The sequence below is a fragment of the Janthinobacterium woesei genome (genome assembly GCF_051380875.1).
Taxonomy (GTDB): domain Bacteria; phylum Pseudomonadota; class Gammaproteobacteria; order Burkholderiales; family Burkholderiaceae_D; genus Janthinobacterium.
On sequence record NZ_JBNYXW010000023.1, the window covers coordinates 60,247 to 83,508 of the forward strand.

Sequence of the window (23,262 nt, forward strand, 5' to 3'; positions counted from 1 at the left end):
AACAGGCAGTGCCCCGTTTCAGGCAACTTGCAACATGATCTTGCCCACGTGGGTGCTCGCTTCCATCAGCGCGTGCGCCTCGTTGGCTTTTTCCAGGGGGAAAGTTTTGTAGATCACGGGCTTGATCTTGCCCGCCTCGATCAGTGGCCAGACGGTGGCGCGCAAGTTGTTCGCGATGGCAGCCTTGAAGGCGACGGGACGCGGGCGCAGGGTCGAACCGCTGACGCTCAGGCGGCGCCGCAGCACCTGGCCCAGGTCCAGCGTCGCCTTGCTACCGCCCTGCACGGCGATCAGACCGATGCGGCCGTCGTCGGCCAGGCAATCGATCTCGCGCGGCAGGTAATCGCCGCCAACCATGTCGAGGATGACGTCGACGCCGCGACCGCCCGTCAATTCCTTGACGACGGCGGCGAAATCCTCGGTGCGGTAATTGATGCCCCGTTCGGCGCCCAGCGCCTCGCAGGCGCGCGCCTTCTCGTCGCTGCCGGCGGTGGCAAAGACGCGATGGCCGAGGGCGGCCGCCAATTGAATGGCCGCCACGCCGATGCCGGACGTGCCGCCCTGCACCAATAACGTTTCGCCATCGGCCAGCGCGCAGCGGTCAAATACATTGCTCCAGACGGTAAAGAAGTTTTCCGGCAGGGAGGCGCCTTCCAGCGCCGTCAAGCCCTTGGGCAATGGCAGGCACTGGCCGCTTGGCGCGGCGCAGTATTCGGCATAGCCGCCACCCTGCACCAGCGCGCAGACCAGGTCGCCTTTCTTGAATTCGGTATGGCTAAAGTCACCATCGACGACTTCGCCCGCCACTTCCAGGCCCGGCAGGTCGGAGGCGCCGGCTGGCGGCGCGTATTTGCCCAGGCGCTGCAGCACGTCGGGACGGTTGATGCCGGCCGCGTGCACCTTGATCAGCAGTTCGCCCGCCTTGAACTGCGGCATGGGACGTTCGGCAACTTGCAAAACGTCGGCGGGACCTGGCTGGCTGATGGCAACTGCACGCATGGCGGGACTCTTTCAAGGGAAAACGGCGATTGTACGCCAAGCGAACGCCCCTTGCAGGCGCCCTCTTGAGGCGCCCTCTTGAGGCCCACTCTTGAGGCCGTCCAGCCCTCCCCCTTACCCGCGCTAGCCCGCCCCGGTTTTCGATTGCCGCGGCAACGGCGTGCCAGGCTTCCATTTCGCCGACAGGGACTGGCCCTCCTCGACTTGTTCATGCGACAGCTTGCGCACCACGGCGGCGCGCTGGTCGGCCGCATTCGCATTGCCATTCGCGGCCGCCAGGTTCCACAGCATGTAGGCGATGACATTATCCTGCTGCACGCCGCCCATGTGGTAGCGGTACATCAAGCCCAGCACCTGTTGCGCCTCGGCATGATTCTGCTCGGCCGCCTTGCGGAACCAGCCGACCGCCTGCTTGTGGTCCTGCAACACGGCGTTGCCCGTGTAATACATGGCGCCCACCACATACTGGGCATCGGCCTTGCCCTGCTCGGCCGCCTTGCGGTGCCAGAACATGGCTTGCTTGTAATCCTGCGGCAAGCCGCGCCCCATGTAATACATCAAGCCCAGCAAATGCTGGGCATCGGCATTGCCGGTCCTGGCCAGGGGCAGGATTTCCTTGTAGGCCAGGGCATAATTCTTGTTGTTGTAGGCGCTGGCACCCTCGCCGAAGCCGGCCCGCGCGGGTAGCTGTATAGCGCACAGCATGAGTAGTGTAATGATCAGTTTTTTCATCGAATGGGGATAGGTCTGTCTGTTCTTCCGACTATTCTTTTATCCTGGCGAGCCTGTCGGCGCGCATGGACACCCTTATTTCCAGCTTACTTTGCCCAGGCCCTCGACGCTGACATCGCGGTTGGCCGGCTTGCCGTACACCACCACCGAACCGAGGCCGCTCAGGTTCAGCCTGGCATTCGTATGCGCGTTCACCGTGGCGTTACCCAGGCCACTCAGTTCAAGATTGACGGCGTCGGCTTCGAACTGCTTCGCATTCAGGCTGCCCAGGCCGCCAAGGCTGGCTTTCAATACGCGCCCGCGGCCACCGAGCACGACGGAACCGGCGCCCTGCAAGTCCAGCTCCGCGCGCTCATTGTTGCCGACCCAGATCTGCATGCTGCCCACGCCGCCCAGGCTGGCACTGAGCTTGCGGTAGTCACCCACCAGCTTGATCGTGCCCGCCCCTTCCAGCGACAGGGTCAGCTCCTCGCCCGTAAAACCGGTGATATCCGTGCTGCCAAAGCCTTCGGAACTGAGTTCGCGCAAGTTCGGCAAGACCAGCTCCACCCGTATCGACGATGGATTGATCTTGAAGCCGCGCACTTCCGTTTCGATGTGCAGGGTGTCGCCGCTTTGCGCCGTGCTGACATCGGCGATATAGCGCTTGTCGGCCGTGATGCCCAGCGATGGCACATTGCCCTGGCGTATGCGCACTTCCATCACGCCATCGAGCTTCACGCGCACCACGCGGGCATCGATATTGCGCATTTCCAGCAAACGGGTCTCGGCGGCCGCGCCGCGCACCAGGCCCAGTGTCGCCAGCAACAGCAGCGCCAGTTGCAGTGTCTTTTTCATGTATTGCATCCTCGGTATCTTGTTTTTATTTGTCAGGGAACCCGCCGGGGCTGCCTGCACTGGCCACGCATCGCCACTGTAGCAGCACCGAAAATTGCTGACAATCTATTATGCGTAGCGGGCTTTTTCTGCGGCGCTCAGGCGCTTGGCCTTGACCAGCACCACCTGCATGGTGGCCTTGCCGCCAGGCGCGGCGAGAGTCGCCATGGAGCTGGCCACTTGCAGGGCCGGCGCAGCAGGGGCGATGGCGTAACAGCTGGCGCCGATCAGGATGGCGGCGGCAACGGCAATGACTTCCATGTTTTTAGCGACGTTCATGTGGTACTCCTCGGTATCTGGCGGTGGGCTTGCGGTATGGTGTCACTATAGCCATACCGCCCCCGGCCGACACGCCGATTGCGACGAACTGCGCTTTTGGCAGGCTGGGCTGACAAAAGCGCGGATAAACGTGCATTTACTGCTGAATGATTAAAACTCTTCCCACTCATCGGCGCCGGACTTGGCCGCCTTGACGGCCTTGACAGCTTTGACAGACTGCAGCGCGCGGACCGGGGCAGCTGGCCTGGCTTGCAGGCGCGCCACGGGAGCGGTCGCTGCAGCAACCGCCGCATCACTTGCATCACCCAGGCGGAACATGCCCACCGCTTGCGCCAGGTCAACGGCTTGCTCTTGCAGGCTTTCCGCTGCGGCCGCAGCCTGCTCGACCAGGGCCGCGTTTTGCTGCGTCATGGCATCCATGTGCGTGACGGCCGTATTGATCTCGCCAATGCCGGCGCTCTGTTCCCGGCTGGCCACCGTGATTTCGCTCATGATGGACGCCAGTTGCCGCACCGACGCCACCACTTGCTCCATGGTCTGACCCGCTTCGTCGACGAGTTTGCCGCCGGCGCCTACTTTTTCCACCGAGTCGCCGATCAATTCCTTGATTTCCTTGGCCGCGCCGGCGGAGCGCTGCGCCAGGTTGCGCACTTCGGACGCCACCACGGCAAAGCCCCTGCCCTGCTCGCCTGCGCGGGCCGCCTCGACGGCCGCGTTCAAGGCCAGGATATTCGTCTGGAAGGCAATACCATCGATCACGCCGATGATGTCGACGATCTTGCGCGAGCTTTCCTGGATGCCGGCCATGGTGCCCACCACCTGCTGCACCACGCGGCCGCCCTTGGCCGCCACTTCCGAGGCGGACACGGCCAGCTCGTTGGCCACCTGCGCATTCTGCGCATTCTGTTTCACCGTCGAGGTCAGCTCATCCATCGAACTGGCCGTCTCTTCCAGTGCGCCCGCCTGCGCTTCCGTGCGCGAAGACAGGTCAGCGTTGCCAGCAGCAATGTCGGCCGACTCGCTGCGCACCAGCGTACTGATGCTGCGAATCTGCACCAGCACGCTGGCGATCTTTTCCACGAACAGATTAAAAGCCTTGGCGATTTGCGCCAGTTCGTCCGTGCCTACTGCATCGAGGCGGCTGGTCAGGTCGCCGTCACCGGTGGCGATCGCTTCCATCGCATCACGCACCAGGCCCAGGCGGCGCAAGGCGCGCGCCACCAGCGCGCTCAGCACCGTGGCGGCCAGCACCAGCACCAGCAAGGCCGTCAGGGCCGAGGCGCGCAGCATCGCGCTGAGCGCCTGCGTCGCTTCTGCGCGGTCCAGCACGGTCGCCAGCAGCCAGTCGCTGCCCGGCACCTTGCTCACGTGCAAGATGCCGTCGCGCCCATCGAGGCGGATGGCGGCGCCGGCGGCGCTCTTTTCAATATTCGCCAGTGCCTGTGCGCTCAGGCCAGCATCGAGCTCGGCCAGCGGCTTCAACGTCAGCTTGCCGTCCGGGTGGGCGATGATCTTGCCGCCGCCATCGACCAGGAAGCCATAGCTGGCCGGGGTCGGCTTGATCGAGGCGACGTTTTGCACCACAGCATCCATCATCACGTCGGCCGCCAGCACGCCCGTCACGCTGCCCTTGCCGCCCAGCGGCTCGGCAAACGTCAGCACCAGCTTGCCCGTGCTGGCGCCGATGTACGGCGGCGTAATGATGGCTGCGCCCGCCTCGGCCGCCTGCTTGTACCAGGGGCGCGCAGTGGGATCGTAGTCGGCGGCGCGCTGGCGCTCTTGCGAGAAGACAGCGTGCTTGTCGGCAAAGCCGATATACGCCAAGTCAAAGGTGCCAGCCTGCTCGGCCGCCTTCAACGCTGGCAAGGGGTCGGCGGCGCTGGCGCCCTGTTTGAGCGAGCCCACCACGGCTTGCTTGGAGCGCAGCCACTCGGCGATGGCTTGCGCGTGGCTGTGCGACAGCTGCAGCATCTGCGTGTCGAGCGCGGCCAGGGTACTGCTGCGCGTAGTGTAGAAATTGGCGATGGCGACGGCCAGCATGGCCAGCACGACGATGGAAACGGCGATGGCGATCAGGCGCGCCTTAAGAGAGGACAACATGGTGCATCCAATAAAAAAGGAAATCGGGAGGGATGCGCCATGGTCGGGGAATAAGATTTTGTCGTCAAGCAATACTGACAGTCAATTACCCATAAACAACAATTGATACCATATATCACTCAAACATCTGCGCCGATGCAGCACAGGCAACGCGACCATAAAAAAACCGCCAGGCTTGCGCGCTGGCGGTTTGTGAGCGTGCGGCCGAAGCCGCCGTCAGCCGAACTTAGGCGGCTGGCGCTTCGCTGCCTTCAGCAGCTTTCATCGACAGCTTCAGGCGGCCGCGGTCGTCCGTTTCCAGCACTTTGACGCGCACCAGTTGGCCTTCTTTCAGGTAATCGGCAACGGCGTTGACGCGCTCGTTGGCGATCTGGCTGATGTGCAGCAAACCGTCTTTGCCTGGCATGACTTGCACAATGGCGCCGAAGTCCAGCAGTTTCAGCACGGTGCCTTCGTAGGTCTTGCCCACTTCGACGGAAGCGGTCAGTTCTTCGATGCGGCGCTTGGCTTCCTGGCCGGCTTGCGCGTCAACGGAAGCGATGGTGACCACGCCTTCGTCGCTGATGTCGATCTGGGTGCCCGTCTCTTCGGTCAGCGCGCGAATCACGGCGCCGCCCTTGCCGATCACGTCACGGATTTTTTCCGGGTTGATCTTGATGGTGATCAGACGCGGTGCGAAATCGGACAGTTCGGTTTTGACGTGCGGCATGGCTTTTTGCATTTCGCCCAGGATATGCTCACGGCCTTCTTTGGCTTGCGCCAGTGCCACTTGCATGATTTCCTTGGTGATGCCCATGATCTTGATGTCCATCTGCAGCGCCGTGATACCGTTGCGGGTACCGGCTACCTTGAAGTCCATGTCGCCCAGGTGATCTTCGTCGCCCAGGATGTCGGACAGCACGGCAAACTTGCCGCCTTCCTTGATCAGGCCCATGGCGATACCGGCCACGTGTTCTTTCATTGGCACGCCGGCGTCCATCAGTGCCAGGCAGCCGCCGCACACCGATGCCATCGACGAGGAACCGTTCGATTCGGTGATTTCCGACACCAGGCGCACCGAGTAGCTGAACTCTTCAGCTGCTGGCAGGGCGGCGATCAGCGCGCGCTTGGCCAGGCGGCCGTGGCCGATTTCGCGGCGTTTTGGCGTACCGACACGGCCCGTTTCGCCGGTGGCGAACGGAGGCATGTTGTAATGCAACATGAACGAATCGGTGAATTCGCCCATCAGTGCATCGATCTTCTGGCTGTCGCGGGCGGTGCCCAGGGTAGCGACGACCAGCGCCTGCGTTTCGCCGCGCGTAAACAGGGCCGAACCGTGGGTGCGTGGCAGCACGCTGGTGCGGATCGAAATCGGACGCACGGTGCGCGTGTCGCGGCCGTCGATGCGTGGCTCGCCGTCGAGGATTTGCGTACGCACGATTTTCGCTTCGATGTCGAACAGGATGTTGTTCACTTCTGCGCTGTCGATCGCTGCGCCGCCGGCAGCAGCTGCTTCGGCAGCCAGGTCAGCGATCACTTCCGACGTTGCCGCTTTCAGCTTGGCCGTACGCTCTTGCTTGTCCTTGGTTTGATACGCATCATTGATCTTGGCGTTGGCGAAATGCGCAACGCGGGCGATCAGTGCTTCGTTCTTTGGCGCAGGCGCCCATTCGACTTCCGGCTTGCCGCCGTCACGCACCAGGTCGTGAATCGCGTCGATGACGACTTTCATCTGGTCGTGGCCAAATACCACGGCGCCCAGCATGATTTCTTCGGACAGCTGTTTCGCTTCCGATTCGACCATCAGCACTGCCGTTTCGGTACCGGCGACAACCAGGTCCATTTCCGAAGTTTTCAGCTGCTGAACGGTTGGGTTCAGGATGTACTGGCCATTGGCGTAACCGACGCGCGCAGCGCCGATCGGGCCGCTGAAAGGCACGCCCGATACGCACAGGGCAGCCGATGCGCCGATCATGGCGGCGATGTCCGGATCGATTTCCGGGTTGACCGACAGCACGTGAATGATGACTTGCACTTCATTCAGGTAGCCTTCCGGGAACAGCGGACGAATAGGACGGTCGATCAGACGCGATGTCAGTGTTTCTTTTTCGGAAGGACGGCCTTCGCGCTTGAAAAAACCGCCCGGGATTTTACCGGCAGCATAGGTTTTTTCAACATAATCAACCGTCAAAGGGAAGAAATCCTGGCCTGGTTTGGCATCTTTGCGTGCCACTACCGTTGCCAGAACGACGGTATCTTCGATCGACACCAGCACTGCGCCGGATGCCTGACGTGCGATTTCGCCGGTTTCCAGGGTCACTTGATGTTGACCGTACTGGAAGGTTTTCGTAACTTTATTAAACATGGGGAATCCCTTTTCTATTTGCCGACAGATTTTCAGGGGCTGTCGTTCACCTCACCACAGGCGGCGTAAACATGCTGCCTTTACTTGTTACCGCCTTTGCTACATTGCCTCTAAAACATGGTATCGGTAAGAGAATACTTTACTTACAGACACAAATCCGGAATTCAAATGACAAAATGCCCGCGTCAGCGAACTGGCGCAGGCATTTCTGTATAAACCTTGTACGGCAAAAATTACTTGCGCAGACCAAGTTTAGCGATCAGGTCGCGATAACGGGTAGCGTCTTTAGCCTTCAGGTAGGACAACAGGCTCTTACGACGGTTGACCATCATGATCAGGCCGCGGCGCGAGTGGTGATCTTTCGAGTGGGCTTTGAAGTGGCCGTTCAGTTCGTTGATACGCGCTGTCAGCAGTGCAACTTGCACTTCAGGGGAGCCGGTGTCGTTTTGACCACGTGCGTTGTCCGCGATGATAGCGGCTTTGTTGATGTTTTCTACTGTCATGATAAACCTTTCACATGCGGTGCACAGAGTCTGAACCCTATACACCGTGAACTACGATTAAAAAAATACTGGCCAAGCTGCAAACCAGACGCGCAAGTATATCGGAAAAAAGCCCGCCTGTATCCTGCCGTGCGGGCTTTTATGAGCGCATGATAGGATTTTCCTGCACTTCAGGAGCAAAACCATGAAAAACCTGCTCAAATTAGCAATAACCATCGCCATCGCCGCGCTGGCCGGCTGCGCCGCCTGGAACACGCCGCCGCCGCAACTGGGCGAAGCGCGCGCCGCCGTGGAAGCGCGCCTGGGCCGGCCGACGAATGTCTACCAGCTAAGCAGCGGCCCTGAACTGGAGTACGCCACTGGGCCGTATGGCCAAGCCACCTACATGGCCCGCTTCGGCCCCGACGAGAGGTTGATTTCCTACGAGCAAGTGCTCGACACGCCCGGCTTTGCCAGGATCAAGGTGGGTGTATCGACCCAGCAAGACGTGCTGAACACCCTGGGCCGCCCCACGGAAAAATCCTACCTGTCGCTGCCGAAATTGCACGTCTGGTCCTACCGCTACAAGGAATCGGGCGTCTGGGATTCCATGATGCACGTGCATTTCGACCACGACGGCATCGTGCGCATGATGATGAATGGGCCCGATCCGGACAAGGAGGAGCGGCGCTTTTTCTGGTAATGCATTACCAGCCCAACGACGCCTAATAAAACCGTAGCGAGCGGCAGTGATTTGTGGCTGAGAAGCGCAGCCGTGCTAAAGCACGGTGAGCATCGCAGGCCGCAAAGCGCGACGCGCAGTAGGTTTAATTAGGCGTTCTACGGTTGCGGGTCGATACGCTCGTCCTTCGCGTGCAACTTGTTCAGCGCCGACAAGTACGCCTTGGCCGAGGCGACGATGATGTCCGGGTCGGCGCCCACGCCGTTGACGATGCGCCCGCCCTGCGACAAGCGCATCGTCACTTCGCCCTGCGACTGCGTGCCCGTGCTGATGGCATTGACGGAGAACAAGACCAGTTCGGCGCCGCTGGCCGCCACGCTTTCGATGGCGTTGACGGTCGCGTCGACGGGGCCGTCGCCCCGCCCTTCGCAGCTCAGCTGCTCGCCGCCAACGAAAAACGCCACGCGCGCGTGGGGTACGGCACCCGTCGTCGATTGCTGCGCCAAGGAAATAAAACGGTAGTGCTCACTCTCCTGCGCCTGCTGTTCCTCGCTGACGAGGGCCATGATATCTTCATCGAAAATCTCCGACTTCCGGTCCGCCAGCTCCTTGAAGCGGATGAAGGCGGCGTTCACTTCCGCCTCGGACTCCAGCGCGATGCCCAGCTCTTGCAAACGCTGCTTGAAGGCGTTGCGCCCCGATAATTTTCCCAGCACGATCTTGTTGGCGGTCCAGCCCACGTCTTCGGCGCGCATGATTTCATACGTCTCGCGCGCCTTCAGGATGCCATCCTGGTGGATGCCGGACGCGTGCGCAAAGGCATTCGCCCCCACCACCGCCTTGTTCGGCTGCACGGCAAAACCCGTGATTTGCGACACCATCTTCGAGGCGGCGACGATTTGCGTCGTATCAATGCCCACCGTCAGGTTGTAGTAGGCGGCGCGCGTGCGCAGCGCCATCACCACTTCTTCCAGCGCCGTGTTGCCGGCCCGCTCGCCCAGGCCATTGATGGTGCACTCGATCTGCCGCGCGCCGCCGATCATGACGCCGGCCAGCGAATTGGCCACGGCCAATCCCAGGTCGTTGTGACAATGCACAGACCAGACGGCTTTATCGGCATTCGGTATGCGTTCGCGCAAGCGCTTGATGGTATTGCCGAAGATTTCCGGCACGGCATAGCCCACCGTGTCGGGGAAATTGATGGTGGTGGCGCCCTCGGCGATCACCGCCTCCAGTACGCGGCACAGGAAATCCTCGTCGGAGCGGCTGCCGTCTTCGGGGCTAAATTCGATGTCGTCCGTAAACTGGCGCGCATAGCGCACGGCGTTTTGCGCCTGCGCCAGCACTTGCTCGGGCGTCATGCGCAGCTTCATCTGCATGTGCAGCGGCGAGGTGGCGATGAAAGTGTGGATGCGCTTGCGCTCGGCGGGCACCAAAGCCTCGGCAGCGCGGGCGATGTCGCGGTCATTCGCGCGCGACAGTGAGCAGATGACCGATTCGCGCACGGCGCCGGCAATCGCCCGTATCGACTCGAAGTCGCCCTGCGAGGCAGCCGCAAAGCCTGCCTCGATCACGTCGACCTTCATGCGTTCAAGCTGCTTGGCGATGCGCAGCTTTTCCTCGCGCGTCATGGACGCGCCCGGCGATTGCTCGCCGTCGCGCAGAGTGGTGTCAAAGATGATGAGTCGGTTGCTGGTATTCATGGCTGCTCCTCGCTGATGGAAAGAAGTGGCTACCGACCCAGGGTGTTGTCAGTGCTCCTGGTCCGTCTGGATAATACTAACAGGCTTACCTTTCGCCATGCGCCAAAAGTACACGGCGTAGCCGGACAGGCCATAGGCGACGAAAATCGGGAACAGCACTTTCGGCGGATCGATCGAGATCAGGGCAAAGAACAATGCCAGCAGGAACACTACGATGAAGGGCACGGACTTGCGGAAGTTGACGTCCTTGAAGCTGTAGAACGGCACATTCGTGACCATGGTCAGGCCGGCGAACAGGGCGATCGTCCAGGAAACCCAGGCCAGCTGGTTGCCGGCAAATTCCAGGTCATTCATGAGCAGGATGAAACCGGCCACCATGGCCGCTGCCGCCGGACTGGGCAAGCCCTGGAAGAAGCGCTTGTCGACTACCTCGATATTCGTGTTGAAACGCGCCAGGCGCAAGGCGGCGCCGGCGCAATACACGAAGGCGGCCAGCCAGCCCAGCTTGCCCATGCCGCGCAGCGACCATTCATAGATCACCAGCGCCGGCGCGGCGCCGAACGAGACCATGTCGGACAGGCTGTCGTACTGGGCGCCAAATTCGCTTTGCGTATTCGTCAGGCGGGCAATGCGCCCGTCCAGGCCGTCGAGGATCATGGCAATGAAGATGGCCCAGGCCGCATGTTCGAATTTCTGGTTCATGGCCATGACAATGGCGTAAAAGCCGCAGAACAGGGCCGCCGTCGTGAAGGCATTCGGCAACAGATAGATGCCGCGGCGGCGCAAGGTTTTCTTGCCCGCGCCATCGCTCACCGGTTGGCGCACGAATTTGCTGAAGCGGGAAGCTTTGGATGTTGCGGGAGTGCCGTTCTTGCCTCTACGACGGGGGAAGTTTGCCATGTTGTTCCATATCTTGTGTACTGCCGGGGAATCGGTGCCAGTGGGAGGGCGCATGCGCATTACAACATGCACGCGCCGATGCTGCCATTATAGAGGAGCCACCGCCAAAGAAAAGCACGGCGGCGTCAAGCTGACAATATTGACACCAATACTAGCCCTATTTGAACCTGACCTTGGCCACCAGCCCCATATTGAGGGTCGTTTCACCAGGTTCGAAGCTCGGCTCGGCTACCTGGCTGCCGCTATAACTGGCCGCATCGGCGCTGCGCGCACCGGCCACATTGACACGCTGCGCATAGTTGCCGGAACCTTCGAAATCAACGGTATCGATCACGGCGTCGCTGACACTGCGGCCCATGGCACCAGCGATGGCGGCCACGCGCTGCTGCAAGTTGGCATACGCGGCGGCAATGCGCTGGTCGTCGAGCTTGCGCACGGTAGCGGGCGCCAGGCCAAAGTTCAGGCGGTTCAGGGTCAGCACGCCTTGCGCAGCCGACACGGTTTTCGGCAAGGCGGCCAAGTTCGCCGTCGTCACCTGCAAGTACTGGCCTACGCGCCAGCCAGTGGGTACGCGCGGCCTGGCGGTGGTGCCTGGTGGCAATGGCGCCGCTTCCGGGTACACGGCATAGGTATAGTAACCCTGGGTTTTCAGCACGGCTTGCGGATCGGCCTGCTTGACGATGGCCACGCCCTGGTTCATCTTCTGGTTCACGCGCGAGGCAGCTGCCGCCTTGTCCTTGTCCTGTTCCTCGATGGCCAGGGTGACGGTGACCTGGTCGTTCGCATGCACCACTTCGCCGTTCGCCGGCACCACCACCAGCGTGCCGAGGGTGGCAGAACTGGGCAGGCCTTGCGCCTGGGCGGACAGGGCAACGGTAGCGATGGCGGCGGCCAGCATCGATTTCATGACGCTCATGCAGTTCTCCTGGGAAATAATGGATAAAAGAGACATGGGGCCGAGGAGCCCCATGCTTGTTTAAAACATTTTAATGCGGAAAGATTTACCTTGCCGAAAAATCTACGCCAGCGCGCTTACTTGAACTTGACCTTGCCGACGAGACGCATATCGAGCGTGGTCTCGCCTGGCTCGAAGCTCGGCTCGGCGACGGCGCTGTCGTCGGCCATCTTGGCGCTGCGCATCATCATCGGTGCAGCCGCTGGACGGCTTTCGTTGGCGTAATTGCCCGAGCCTTCAAAGTCCACCGTGTCGAGCACGGCATCGGCGACGTTGCGGCCCATGGCGCGGGCGATGGCGGCCACGCGCTCGTTCAGGTTTTTATACGTGGCGGCGATGCGCTGGTCGTCCAGCAGGCGGATGGTTTCCGGCTTCAGGCCGAAATTCAAGCCGTTCAGAGTCAGCACGCCTTGCGCAGCGGACACGGTTTTTGGCAAGGCGGCCAAGTTGGCCGTCGTCACTTCCAGGTACTGGCCGACGCGCCATGCCGTCGGCAGGCGCGGCTTGGCAACAGTACCGGCCGGCAATGGGCGCTCTTCCGGATACACAGGGTAGGTATAGTAGCCGTACGATTTGAGCGCGGCGCTCGGGTCAGCCTGCTTGACGATGGCGATGCCTTTGTTCATCTTCTGGTTGACGCGCGAGGCAGCCGCTGCCTTGTCCTTGTCCTGCTCTTCGATAGCCAGGGTAGCGACGACCTGGTCATTCACATGCTTGACTTCGCCGAACGCGGGGACGACCACCAGGGTGCCGGAAGTGGGCAAGGTTTGGGCTTGTACGTGGACTTGTGCGCTCAGGGCAACAGTGGCTGCGGCGGCAACAAGGACGGATTTCATCACGGTCATGGGGTACTCCTGGGTAGTTAATGAATGGCTGACAGCCAGGAATGCGGCGGCGCGTGCCGCCGCATTCGCTTGAGAAACTTGTCAAACTGTGTAGATTCTAACGCCTCACTAATTCCCGTGGCGCAAATTAACAAATCGTCACAAAATGCGTCTGCCAGTCACATTTACTCACATTTTAAAACATCGTTATTTAAAATAACATCATTCTCAATGTCCCGCCACCACGCCACCGCTGCGGCGGCCCGGCTTGAAACTGTAGCGGCGCGCACGCCAGGCGATGACCAGCGCCACCAGCAGCAAGGCCAGCATGGCCCATGGGAACGAGGCTGCGCCGTAGCCATCGAGCAGCATGCCGCCTGCCAGGCTGCCGCCCGCGATGGCCACGTTCCAGATGGTCGCCACCATCGCCTGCGCCACGTCCATGCCGTCGCCGGCCGCGTCAGCCGAGGCCGTTTGCAGCAAGGTGCCGGCGCCGCCAAAGGTGATGCCCCAGATGGCCATGCTGATATAAATGACGGCCGGTGACTCCATGGCCAGCCCCAGCGCGACGACCGCCACGGCAAACGCGGCGATGCAGCCCAGCACGAGCGGGCGCAGCCAGCGGTCGATCAGCTGGCTGACCAGCCAGATGCCGGCCAGCGAACCCACGCCATACACCAGCAGTACCAGATCGACACGGGGGCGCAAGCCCGATGGCGCCAGGAAGGGTGCGATATAGGTGTACAGAATATTGTGCGCCAGCATCCAGGCGACGATGACCGCCAGGATAGGCCGCACGCCGGGCGTCATGAACACCTGGCGGATGCTCAAACGCTCGCCATTCTTTTGCCCCGGATAATCGGGCACGGTCAGCAGCACCCAAGCGACCAGCACCACGGCCATGCCCGACATGATGCCGAAGATGGCGCGCCAACCCATGACGCCGCCCATCAGGGTGCCCAGCGGCACGCCCAGCGACAGCGCCAGCGGCGTGCCGATCATGGCAATGGCCATCGCCCTGCCCTGCTGCTCGGCGCTGACCATGCGGCGCGCATAGCCAGCCATCAAGCCCCAGGCGAGGCCGGCTGCCATGCCGGTCAAAAAACGGGAAATGAGCGCGATGACATAATTGGGCGACAGGGCCGTCGCCGTATTGAAGATTAAAAAGCCAATGATGGCCAGCAGCAACACATTGCGCCGGCGCCAGCCGCTGGTCAGCGCCGTCAGGGGAATTGCCGTCAGGATCGAGCCGATGGCGTACACCGTCACCAGCTGCCCTGTCATGACTTCGGAAATGCCCAGGCCCTGCGAGATTTGCGGCAACAGGCCGGCAGGCAAGGTTTCCGACAGGATGGCGAGAAAAGCCGTCATGGCCAGGGCCAGCAAGGCCAATACGGGAATGGAAGATGCGGCAGCGCTCGGCATGGGCACTGTGGTGATGCTACGGTCAGTCATAGGGGGCCTTCTGGTTGCGCAAGCGGCTGGTGAACCAGCGCCTGGCGTGCTACGGAAGCGGTGATGCGCGTTGCGGTCGGCAGATACCGAAACAGATGCAGTAACGTATGAAACTGCAAAGGAAGGGCGGGATTATATAGGAGGCGAGCGAAAAACGTACGCGCAAGAAAAAAGCCAGGCTTCATTATAGAAACCTGGCTTTCTTTGCCAACATACATGCCGCGCGTGGCGGCGTGAAGGGTCTGCTTAGTTTTTCGACTGGTCAACCATCTTGTTCTTGGCGATCCAAGGCATCATGGCGCGCAGTTTGGCGCCCACTTCTTCGATCTGGTGCTCGGACGTCAGGCGGCGGCGCGAGATCAGGGTCGGTGCGCCTGCCTTGTTTTCCAGGATGAAGCTCTTCGCGTATTCGCCCGTCTGGATGTCTTTCAGGCATTGACGCATCGCATCCTTGGTGGCCGAGGTAACAATCTTAGGGCCGGTCACGTATTCGCCGTATTCGGCGTTGTTCGAGATCGAGTAGTTCATGTTGGCGATACCGCCTTCATAGATCAGGTCGATAATCAGTTTCAGTTCGTGCAAGCACTCGAAATACGCCATTTCAGGAGCGTAGCCCGCTTCGGTCAGGGTTTCGAAACCGGCCTTGATCAGTTCCACGGCGCCGCCGCACAGAACCGCTTGCTCGCCGAACAAGTCGGTTTCGGTTTCTTCGCGGAAATTCGTTTCGATGATGCCGGCACGGCCGCCGCCGTTGGCTGAAGCGTACGACAGGGCGATATCGCGGGCGATGCCCGATTTATCCTGGTACACGGCGATCAGGTGGGGCACGCCGCCGCCTTGGGTGTAGGTAGCGCGCACGGTGTGGCCTGGCGCTTTCGGCGCAACCATGATGACGTCCAGGTCGGCGCGTGGCACGACTTGGCCGTAATGCACGTTGAAGCCGTGGGCGAAGGCCAGTACGGCGCCTTGCTTGGCGAATGGCGCGATGTTTTCGTTGTAAACCTGGGCGATGTTTTCATCAGGCAACAAGATCATGATGACGTCGGCCGCTTTCACGGCGTCGTTCACTTCCGCTACTTTCAGGCCCGCTTGCTCGACCTTGGTCCAGGAAGCGCCGCCCTTGCGCAGGCCGACGGTGACGTTGACGCCCGAATCGTTCAGGTTTTGTGCGTGCGCATGGCCTTGCGAACCGTAGCCGATGATGGCAACGTTTTTGCCTTTGATCAAGGAGAGGTCAGCGTCTTTGTCGTAAAAAACTTTCATGGTATTTCCTATAATTTGATGACTGCGTTGTATGGGGGTGCGGCCGTGGCCGCGTATTGCTACTAATATACTTTTATACTTTGAGGATGCGTTCGCCGCGGCCGATGCCGGAACCACCCGTGCGGACGGTTTCCAGGATGGCGGCGCGGTCGATCGAATCGATGAACGCGTCAAGCTTGACCTTGTTGCCGGTCAACTCGATCGTGTACGTCTTTTCGGTGACATCGATGATGCGGCCACGGAAGATGTCGGCGGTGCGCTTCATTTCCTCGCGCTCCTTGCCCACGGCACGAACCTTGATCAGCATCAACTCGCGTTCGATATGCTGTCCTTCGGTCAGGTCGACCACCTTCACCACCTCGATCAGGCGGTTCAAATGCTTGGTGATCTGCTCGATGATGTCGTCCGAGCCGCTGGTGACAATCGTCATGCGCGACAGCGTTGCGTCTTCGGTCGGCGCCACGGTCAAGGTTTCGATGTTGTAGCCGCGTGCCGAGAACAGGCCCACCACGCGCGACAGGGCACCCGCTTCGTTTTCCAGCAAGACAGAAATAATATGGCGCATGATTAGAGGTCCTCCGAACCGAGCATCATTTCGGACAGGCCCTTGCCGGCTTTCACCATTGGCCACACGTTTTCGGACTGGTCGGTAATGAAGTTCATGAATACCAGCCTGTCTTTCATGCCAAACGCCTCTTTCAGGGCGCCGTCAACGTCGCCCGGTTTTTCAATTTTCATGCCCACGTGGCCGTATGCTTCGGCCAGCTTCTCGAAGTCCGGCAGCGAATCCATGTACGACTCGGAATAGCGCGAACCGTAATCGATTTCCTGCCACTGGCGCACCATGCCGAGGAAACGGTTGTTGAGCATGATGATTTTCGGCGTCAAATGGTATTGCTTGCACGTCGCCAATTCCTGGATGCACATCTGGATCGAACCTTCGCCCGTGATGCAGGCAACCGTGGCGTCTGGATTAGCCATCTGCACGCCCATGGCGTACGGCAAACCGACCCCCATGGTGCCCAGGCCGCCGGAATTGATCCAGCGGCGCGGCTTGTCGAAGCGATAATATTGCGCAGCCCACATCTGGTGCTGGCCCACGTCGGAGGTAATGAAAGCGTCGCCCTTGGTGATCTGGAATACTTTCTCGACCACTGATTGCGGCTTGATGACCAGGTCGGAGGTCGGATATTTCAGGCATTCGCGGCCGCGCCATTCGGCGATCTGCTTCCACCAGTTGGAGAGCGCATTGACGTTCGGCTTGGCTTCAGCCGCGTCCAGTTGTGCCAGGAATTCGATCAGCACATCCTTGACGTTGCCGACGATGGGAATATCGACCTTCACGCGCTTGGAAATCGACGATGGATCGATGTCCACGTGGATGATCTTGCGCGGATGCGAGGCGAAATGTTTCGGGTTGCCGATCACGCGGTCATCGAAACGGGCGCCGATGGCGATCAGGACGTCGCAATTTTGCATCGCCATGTTCGCTTCATAGGTGCCGTGCATGCCGGGCATGCCGACAAACTGCTCGCTCGAAGCGCGGTATCCACCCAGGCCCATCAAGGTGTTGGTGCACGGGAAACCCAGGCGGTCGACCAGCTTGTTCAGCTCGGGCGCTGCATTGGCCAGTATCACGCCGCCGCCCGCGTAGATCATCGGACGTTCGGCTTGCAGCAGCAGTTGCACGGCCTTGCGGATCTGGCCCGAATGGCCCTTGTCGACCGGACGGTAGGAACGCATCTCGACTTCCTTCGGGTAGTCGAAATGGCATTTGTGCATGCTGATATCCTTGGGGATATCCACCAGCACGGGGCCGGGACGACCGGTACGGGCGATAAAGAAGGCTTTCTTGATCGTTGCCGCCAGGTCCTTGACGTCCTTGACGAGGAAGTTGTGCTTGACCACGGGGCGCGTGATGCCCACCGTGTCGCACTCCTGGAACGCATCCTGTCCGATGGCGTGGCTCGGCACCTGGCCGGAGATCACGACCATGGGAATCGAATCCATGTACGCAGTTGACAGGCCGGTGACGGCATTGGTGACGCCCGGACCGGACGTGACGATGGCGACACCGACTTTGTTCGAACTGCGCGAATAGGCATCGGCGGCGTGGACCGCAGCCTGCTCGTGGCGTACCAGGATATGCTGGAATTTGTTTTGCTGGAAGATGGCGTCGTAGATGTAGAGCACGGCTCCGCCCGGATATCCAAAGACGTGCTCGACGCCCTCTTCAGCCAGACAGCGCACGACAATTTCTGCGCCAGAGATAGGTCCTGCTGTTGCTTCGGTATTCATGAAACATTCCTTTCAAGGTCCATTGGAGATTGATCGGATGCTCTTTCCTGACGAGGTACGCCTAACGCAACAGTGCTCCTGCTTCCCTTTTCATGCGGTCACGACATTTCTTTGGGCACCCATAGATACCTTACAAAACAACGCTTAACGCAACTCGTTTGGCCGGAGTTTCTGTGGCGCCTGTACGAACCGCTCGCGCTTGTGGCGCGGGTTAGAACAAACTGCCTACAAATGAAAGCGCGTCTTGCCGCGGAATGGCCTTGTGTGCCGGTCGCGACCTGACCATACAGCTTTGGGATGTTCAAAGCGTCCCATACGTTATCGCGTCGCACCATTATGGTCAAGGAAAATGTCAGCCGAAATGCTTTTTTGCTCAAGAGAGGTGCAAAAACCATGCGGTAACGCACATTTTTTGCTAGCATGCTCAGGAATGCAAAAAGCATACCCGCCCCTTTCACCCACAGCACACGCAGCCGTTAACTCGCCCCATACCGCATGGCAACAGACAAAGAATTATCCGACTTTCTAGAAAATGTCGAGCGGCGCGCCTTCAAGCAAGCCGCCTACGCAGTCCGCAAGGATGAGTCGGCGCTCGACATCGTGCAAGATGCGATGATCAAGCTGGCCGAGAAATACGGCGACAAGCCGGCCGCCGAACTGCCGATGCTGTTCCAGCGCATCTTGCAAAACACCATACTCGATTATTTCCGTCGCGAAAAAGTGCGCAACACCTGGGTCAGCTTGTTTTCCGGCATGAAATCCTCGGGTGACGAGCATGAGGATTTCGAGCTGCTCGATACGTATGAATCGGAACAGGGCTCCAGCGCCGCCGAATCGTCTGCCGACCAGGTCGAACGCGCGCAAATCCTTGATTTGATTGATGCAGAGGTACAAAAACTGCCTGCACGTCAACGCGAAGCGTTCCTCATGCGTTATTGGCAGGACATGGATGTGGCTGAAACAGCGGAAGCGATGGGTTGCTCCGAAGGTAGCGTGAAAACACATTGCTCTAGAGCTACCCACACGCTCGCCGAATCGCTGAAAGCCAAGGGAATACAATTATGAACACCGACGATCTCAATTTCGCTTACAAAGTGCGCCATGCACTGAACGAAAAACTCGACAACCTGCCCGCATCGACCACCGATCGCCTGGCATCGGCACGCAAACTGGCCTTATCGCACAAAAAGGCAGACGCCCCTGCCGCCGTTGCCGTGCGCAAGGATGTATTCGCCGGCATCGCCAGCAGCCTGTTTGTCGAACCGCTGTCGTGGCTGGGTCGCGTGAGCGTGATCATCCCGCTGCTGCTGCTGGTCGGCGGCATGGTGGGCATCTATCAGTTTGAGCAGGAACAACATATTGCCGAACTGGCAGAAATCGATGCTGCCGTGCTGTCGGACGAATTGCCGCTGTCGGCATACATGGACCATGGCTTCAATGCCTACCTGACGAAACGCGAGCAATAGGCATGGCACGCATCAGCAAACGCACAGGCTGGCTTGCCGCCGGCATCGGCTTGGGCGCCTGCGTCCTCGCTGGCGCCGCCTGGATGGGCCAGCAACAACATGCGGCCCCCGCTGCCACACCCGTGGCGACTGCAACGGCCGCTGCACCTGCTCCGGCCGCCAAGCCCGGCTCGCTGCGCACGGCCGGCAAGGGCGGCACGCCGCCCAAGGCCAGCGACAATCCCGCATGGAACAAGTTGTCGCGCGCGCAGCAGGAAGCTTTGCTGCCGCTGGCGGGCGAGTGGAACAAGCTCGAAGCCTTGCGCAAGAAAAAATGGCTCGATATCGCCAGCCGCTTTGCCTCCATGGCACCGGACGAGCAAACCCGTGTGCATGAGCGCATGCGCGAATGGATCAAGCTGACGCCGGAACAGCGCCGCCAGGTGCGCGAAAACTATACGCGCACGAAGAAAATTGACCCGGGTCAAAAATCCGCGCAATGGGAGCAATACCAGCAGTTACCGGAAGAGCAAAAGAAAAAACTGGCAACAGAACTGGCGCCGAAAAAACCGCTGGGCAAAGTGCCTGCGATCAATTCCAACACCAACAAGCCGGCCGTGAGCATGGCGCCGGCCACGCCGGCCGCCGCTGCCCCTGCCGCGCCAGTTGCGGCTACGCCCGCCATGCCGCCGGCTGCGGCGCCAGTGACGGCGCCACCCGCCACCGATGCCGCCATCCCGGCCACCACCGTGCCCGTCACGCCACCCGTCACGCCACCCGCCACGCCTGCCCCACTGCCAACCAATGCCAAATAGCACGCCTGCCGCCAGCCTCGCTTCCCATCCCACGATCAAGCGCCGCCTGATTTCCATGGTATACGAGTCGCTGCTGGCCTTGGCCGTGCTGTTCCTGCCCTTCCTGGTGTTCGAGCTGGCCGTGCAAGGTGCGCATACGCCGTTGACCGAGCACATGCGCCAATGCCTGGCCTTCCTCGTCATGGGCGCCTACTTCATCCATCAATGGAGCCGCGAAGGGCAAACCCTGGCCATGAAGACATGGCGCCTGAAAGTGGTGCTGCCAGGCCACGCCCACGTGCCGCTGCGCGTGGCCGCCTACCGCTACATCCTGGCATGGATGTGGCTGCTACCGGCGCTGGTGGTGGCGTATGCGTTTGATTTGCAGCACTGGGCAGCACTGGGCGCCATCGGCATCGGCATCCTGGCCTGGTCGGCCACGGCCCTGTTCACGGGCAATGGCCAGTTCCTGCACGACAAGTTCCTGGGCACGCAGATCGTGCAATTGCCGGCACCGGCCAAGAAATCAAAGAAAGTTGCCGCCTGAGCAAGATCGAATGGTTTTCGCAGGGACTTGACTTGCGTCATTGAAGCGCCAGCGGGGCTCTGCGATCATGGCATGCCATGAATAATACAGCCCCCCTCCCCCATACGCGTTTCGCCAACTACCGCGCGCAAGTCTGCAGCGAAGAAGAAGTCAAACAGCTCGTGCACACCTTTTATGCCGCCGCGCGCGACGACGCCATGCTGGGCCCCATCTTTGCCGCCGAGGTCAAGGATTGGGATGCCCATTTGCTAACGTTGATCGATTTCTGGTCCGGCTTGCTGCGCGGCACCATGCGCTACCATGGCAAGCCGCTGGCCCAGCACGCGCAGATGGAACACCTGACGCCGTGCCTGTTCCGCCGCTGGCTGACCCTGTTCTTCGCCACCACCGAAGGCATGGGCAATGCCGCCCTGCAAGAGAAGGCCGACGCCATCGCCTTGAATATTGCCGAACGGCTATGGAAGAGCTTTGCGGAAAGCCATGGCGTACAAATGCATCCCGCAGCAAACAAGCAGCCTCACGACGCCTGAGAAAACCGTAACGAGCAGCAGTGATTTGCGGCCAAGAAGCGCAACCGTGCTTGAGCACGGTGAGCATCGAGGGCCGCAAAGCGCGACGCGCAGTAGGTTTGCTCTGGCGTTCCTAGAACCGTTCGTAGCCCTGCAGGTAGCGCCATTGGCCAACAGGCATGGCGCCCATCGAGATGCGGCCGATGCGCAAACGCTTCATGGCGACAACTTCCAGGCCCACCATCTTGCACATGTGGGCGATCTGGCCTGGCTGCACGTTTTTCAGGGCGAAGCGCAAGCGCGTCTCGTTTTGCCAGCTGACCTTGATCGGCGGCAAGGGCTTGCCATTGAAGGGCAAGCCGTGATTCAGCAGCACCAGGCCATTTTCCATGATGTCGCCCGACACTTCAACGATGAATTCCTGCTCCACCGTCTTGGCCTCGTCGACCAGCTTGCGGGCGACGCGGAAATCCTGCGTGAATACCAGCAGGCCGGACGCCATGGTTTCCAGCGGGTTGGTGATGGTCAGGCCGATCAGATGGCGCTTGAGGAAGCGCGTGACGGCGCTGGGCAGCACATTTTCCGCCGTGAACAGCTCTTCGGGACGCAAGCAGCTCAGCGCCGGCTTGCCGTCCGCGCCCACGCCGCCATTGATGCCGGCCGGCTTGTGCAGCAATATCGTCACGGGCGGCATTTCGACCAGCGTGGCGTTCGGCAGCAGCACCACCACCTGGTTGTCGGCCACGCGTGCGCCCGCCTCTTCGACCAGCTCGCCATCGACCGTCACCCAGCCGCCCTCGATATACAGCTCGGCCTCGCGGCGCGAACAGGGCACGTCTTCAGACAGGCGCTTGGCCAGGCGGACGGTGGGCATTTCAATAGGTGTGGTCATGGGATGCGCAAAAAGCAAGGGAGGAGAAAGCCGGTATTGTAACCGACCCGCTCCTCCCCTCGTTTGCCATTGCGGATGTCTTACGCGCTGGCTTGCGCCAATTGCTCGGCAAAGAAACGCTGGCCCATCTCTTCCAGCCCCAGAGTCTGCAGCACTTCCTGCAAGCGCTCGGTGGGGCGCTGGCGCGGCAGGTTCTTGTAGCTGGCGATGATCAGTTCATTCTTCATCGAATGTTCCCAGCCCACCAGTTCGGTCACGCTGACCTGGTAGCCATGCGCTTCGAGCTGCAAACAGCGCAGCACGTTGGTGATCTGGCTGCCGAACTCGCGCGTGTGCAGCGGATGGCGCCACAATTCCGTCAAGGCATTCTTGCCCAGGCTCTTGCCCTTGTTCTTCTTCAATACGGAAGCGACTTCGGCCTGGCAACATGGCACCAGCACCATGAATTTCGCCTTCTTCTGCAAGGCGAAGTGGATCGCGTCGTCGGTCGCTGTATTGCACGCATGCAAGGCGGTGACGATGTCGATCTGCTGGGGCAGCAAGTTCGATTCCGTCGATTCGGCCACCGACAGCGGCAAAAACGACATGCCGGGAAACTTGAATTTCTTTGCCAGCTCTTGCGAGCGCAGCACCAGTTCTTCGCGCGTCTCGATGCCGTAGATGTGCGAGCCGTCGTTGCCGTTCTTGAAGAACAGGTCGTACAAAATGAAACCCAGGTACGACTTGCCGGCGCCATGGTCGACCAGCGTCACGCCCGGATGGTCGAGCTGCACTTCACGCAGCAGCGGCTCGATGAACTGCGTCAGGTGATATACCTGTTTCAGCTTGCGGCGGCTATCCTGGTTCATCTTGCCGTCGCGCGTCAGGATGTGCAATTCCTGCAGCAAGGCGACCGACTGGCCATCCTTGATCTCTGGCATGTTGCTGGCGGCCGTGATGATGTCCTTCGCTACGGCCGGTGCAGTGGCGGCGGCTGGCGCCGCGCCCTTAGCGCGCTTCATCGATCCACGCCGCCTGTATCGCTTCGAGCACTTTTTCGCCGCCGCGCGTGTGGTCATCGTCGAAACCGTCCAGGTCAACTACCCAGTTATGCAGGTCGGTGAAGCGCACGGTCAAAGGATCGATGTCCGGATGCGCGTCGTACAGCGCTTCGGCGATCACGTGAATGTCGGACCATTTCATG

At 60.6% G+C, this 23,262-nt stretch carries 24 protein-coding genes; 6 read left to right on the forward strand and 18 right to left on the reverse strand.

Annotated features, from left to right (window positions below; genetic code table 11):
• Positions 1 to 18 precede the first annotated feature (18 nt).
• From ACQ4W6_RS23360 to rpsO, 7 genes are all read right to left on the reverse strand, one after another.
• On the reverse strand, positions 19 to 999 hold the full coding sequence (locus ACQ4W6_RS23360; RefSeq protein WP_436569555.1) for an NAD(P)H-quinone oxidoreductase: 981 nt from the start codon (positions 997 to 999) through the stop codon (positions 19 to 21).
• A 123-nt stretch (positions 1,000 to 1,122) separates the two neighbouring features.
• A complete protein-coding gene (locus tag ACQ4W6_RS23365) occupies positions 1,123 to 1,731 on the reverse strand; it encodes a tetratricopeptide repeat protein (RefSeq protein ID WP_436569556.1) in 609 nt (202 codons plus the stop codon).
• 75 nt (positions 1,732 to 1,806) lie between these two features.
• Positions 1,807 to 2,568 (reverse strand): GIN domain-containing protein, encoded by a 762-nt coding sequence (locus ACQ4W6_RS23370; protein ID WP_436569557.1) that lies wholly within the window; start codon positions 2,566 to 2,568, stop codon positions 1,807 to 1,809.
• A 108-nt stretch (positions 2,569 to 2,676) separates the two neighbouring features.
• Entirely contained in the window at positions 2,677 to 2,886 is a 210-nt protein-coding gene (locus ACQ4W6_RS23375) for a hypothetical protein (RefSeq protein ID WP_436569558.1), read from the reverse strand.
• A 150-nt stretch (positions 2,887 to 3,036) separates the two neighbouring features.
• Entirely contained in the window at positions 3,037 to 4,986 is a 1,950-nt protein-coding gene (locus tag ACQ4W6_RS23380) for a methyl-accepting chemotaxis protein (protein ID WP_436569559.1), read from the reverse strand.
• 226 nt (positions 4,987 to 5,212) lie between these two features.
• Positions 5,213 to 7,330: a polyribonucleotide nucleotidyltransferase gene (pnp, locus tag ACQ4W6_RS23385; RefSeq protein ID WP_436569560.1), complete on the reverse strand. Its 2,118-nt coding sequence runs from the start codon at positions 7,328 to 7,330 to the stop codon at positions 5,213 to 5,215.
• Between the two features lie 233 nt (positions 7,331 to 7,563).
• Positions 7,564 to 7,833: a 30S ribosomal protein S15 gene (gene rpsO, locus ACQ4W6_RS23390; protein ID WP_010399743.1), complete on the reverse strand. Its 270-nt coding sequence runs from the start codon at positions 7,831 to 7,833 to the stop codon at positions 7,564 to 7,566.
• A 184-nt stretch (positions 7,834 to 8,017) separates the two neighbouring features.
• Between rpsO and bamE the strand changes: the two genes are divergently transcribed.
• Positions 8,018 to 8,515, forward strand: a complete 498-nt coding sequence (gene bamE, locus ACQ4W6_RS23395; RefSeq protein WP_436569561.1) for an outer membrane protein assembly factor BamE domain-containing protein — start codon at positions 8,018 to 8,020, stop codon at positions 8,513 to 8,515.
• Between the two features lie 137 nt (positions 8,516 to 8,652).
• On the opposite strand, the gene ACQ4W6_RS23400 is transcribed toward bamE, so the two are convergent.
• The 8 genes from ACQ4W6_RS23400 to ACQ4W6_RS23435 all read right to left on the reverse strand — a co-directional run bounded on the left by ACQ4W6_RS23400 (position 8,653) and on the right by ACQ4W6_RS23435 (position 17,892).
• Positions 8,653 to 10,197 (reverse strand): 2-isopropylmalate synthase, encoded by a 1,545-nt coding sequence (locus ACQ4W6_RS23400; protein WP_436569562.1) that lies wholly within the window; start codon positions 10,195 to 10,197, stop codon positions 8,653 to 8,655.
• Between the two features lie 48 nt (positions 10,198 to 10,245).
• Positions 10,246 to 11,097, reverse strand: a complete 852-nt coding sequence (gene pssA, locus ACQ4W6_RS23405) for a CDP-diacylglycerol--serine O-phosphatidyltransferase (protein WP_436569563.1) — start codon at positions 11,095 to 11,097, stop codon at positions 10,246 to 10,248.
• A 157-nt stretch (positions 11,098 to 11,254) separates the two neighbouring features.
• Entirely contained in the window at positions 11,255 to 12,013 is a 759-nt protein-coding gene (locus tag ACQ4W6_RS23410; protein WP_436569564.1) for an SIMPL domain-containing protein, read from the reverse strand.
• A gap of 116 nt (positions 12,014 to 12,129) precedes the next feature.
• On the reverse strand, positions 12,130 to 12,897 hold the full coding sequence (locus ACQ4W6_RS23415) for an SIMPL domain-containing protein (protein ID WP_436569565.1): 768 nt from the start codon (positions 12,895 to 12,897) through the stop codon (positions 12,130 to 12,132).
• A gap of 207 nt (positions 12,898 to 13,104) precedes the next feature.
• On the reverse strand, positions 13,105 to 14,331 hold the full coding sequence (locus tag ACQ4W6_RS23420) for an MFS transporter (RefSeq protein ID WP_436569566.1): 1,227 nt from the start codon (positions 14,329 to 14,331) through the stop codon (positions 13,105 to 13,107).
• A gap of 246 nt (positions 14,332 to 14,577) precedes the next feature.
• Positions 14,578 to 15,594, reverse strand: coding sequence for a ketol-acid reductoisomerase (ilvC, locus tag ACQ4W6_RS23425; protein ID WP_436569567.1), 1,017 nt, complete (start codon positions 15,592 to 15,594; stop codon positions 14,578 to 14,580).
• A gap of 73 nt (positions 15,595 to 15,667) precedes the next feature.
• Positions 15,668 to 16,159 (reverse strand): acetolactate synthase small subunit, encoded by a 492-nt coding sequence (gene ilvN, locus ACQ4W6_RS23430; RefSeq protein WP_038493839.1) that lies wholly within the window; start codon positions 16,157 to 16,159, stop codon positions 15,668 to 15,670.
• 2 nt (positions 16,160 to 16,161) lie between these two features.
• Complete coding sequence (locus ACQ4W6_RS23435; protein ID WP_436569568.1) at positions 16,162 to 17,892, reverse strand: acetolactate synthase 3 catalytic subunit; 1,731 nt, start codon at positions 17,890 to 17,892, stop codon at positions 16,162 to 16,164.
• 495 nt (positions 17,893 to 18,387) lie between these two features.
• On the opposite strand from ACQ4W6_RS23435, the gene ACQ4W6_RS23440 reads away from it, so the two are divergent.
• The 5 genes from ACQ4W6_RS23440 to ACQ4W6_RS23460 all read left to right on the forward strand — a co-directional run bounded on the left by ACQ4W6_RS23440 (position 18,388) and on the right by ACQ4W6_RS23460 (position 21,208).
• Positions 18,388 to 18,957 (forward strand): RNA polymerase sigma factor, encoded by a 570-nt coding sequence (locus tag ACQ4W6_RS23440; protein ID WP_436569569.1) that lies wholly within the window; start codon positions 18,388 to 18,390, stop codon positions 18,955 to 18,957.
• On the forward strand, positions 18,954 to 19,358 hold the full coding sequence (locus tag ACQ4W6_RS23445; RefSeq protein WP_436569570.1) for a DUF3619 family protein: 405 nt from the start codon (positions 18,954 to 18,956) through the stop codon (positions 19,356 to 19,358). The genes ACQ4W6_RS23440 and ACQ4W6_RS23445 overlap by 4 nt, the downstream gene beginning before the upstream one ends.
• 2 nt (positions 19,359 to 19,360) lie before the next feature.
• Positions 19,361 to 20,152: a DUF3106 domain-containing protein gene (locus ACQ4W6_RS23450; RefSeq protein ID WP_436569571.1), complete on the forward strand. Its 792-nt coding sequence runs from the start codon at positions 19,361 to 19,363 to the stop codon at positions 20,150 to 20,152.
• Positions 20,142 to 20,678, forward strand: a complete 537-nt coding sequence (locus ACQ4W6_RS23455) for an RDD family protein (RefSeq protein WP_436569572.1) — start codon at positions 20,142 to 20,144, stop codon at positions 20,676 to 20,678. The genes ACQ4W6_RS23450 and ACQ4W6_RS23455 overlap by 11 nt, the downstream gene beginning before the upstream one ends.
• A gap of 77 nt (positions 20,679 to 20,755) precedes the next feature.
• Positions 20,756 to 21,208, forward strand: a complete 453-nt coding sequence (locus tag ACQ4W6_RS23460; RefSeq protein WP_436569573.1) for a group III truncated hemoglobin — start codon at positions 20,756 to 20,758, stop codon at positions 21,206 to 21,208.
• A gap of 112 nt (positions 21,209 to 21,320) precedes the next feature.
• On the opposite strand, the gene ACQ4W6_RS23465 is transcribed toward ACQ4W6_RS23460, so the two are convergent.
• The 3 genes from ACQ4W6_RS23465 to iscX all read right to left on the reverse strand — a co-directional run bounded on the left by ACQ4W6_RS23465 (position 21,321) and on the right by iscX (position 23,261).
• Complete coding sequence (locus tag ACQ4W6_RS23465; protein ID WP_436569574.1) at positions 21,321 to 22,079, reverse strand: rRNA pseudouridine synthase; 759 nt, start codon at positions 22,077 to 22,079, stop codon at positions 21,321 to 21,323.
• Between the two features lie 80 nt (positions 22,080 to 22,159).
• Positions 22,160 to 23,080 carry a class I SAM-dependent methyltransferase gene (locus ACQ4W6_RS23470; RefSeq protein WP_436569575.1) on the reverse strand — a complete coding sequence of 307 codons (921 nt, stop codon included), beginning with the start codon at positions 23,078 to 23,080 and terminating at the stop codon, positions 22,160 to 22,162.
• Positions 23,067 to 23,261 (reverse strand): Fe-S cluster assembly protein IscX, encoded by a 195-nt coding sequence (gene iscX / locus ACQ4W6_RS23475; protein ID WP_436569576.1) that lies wholly within the window; start codon positions 23,259 to 23,261, stop codon positions 23,067 to 23,069. The genes ACQ4W6_RS23470 and iscX overlap by 14 nt, the downstream gene beginning before the upstream one ends.
• Between the last annotated feature and the right edge of the window lies 1 nt (position 23,262).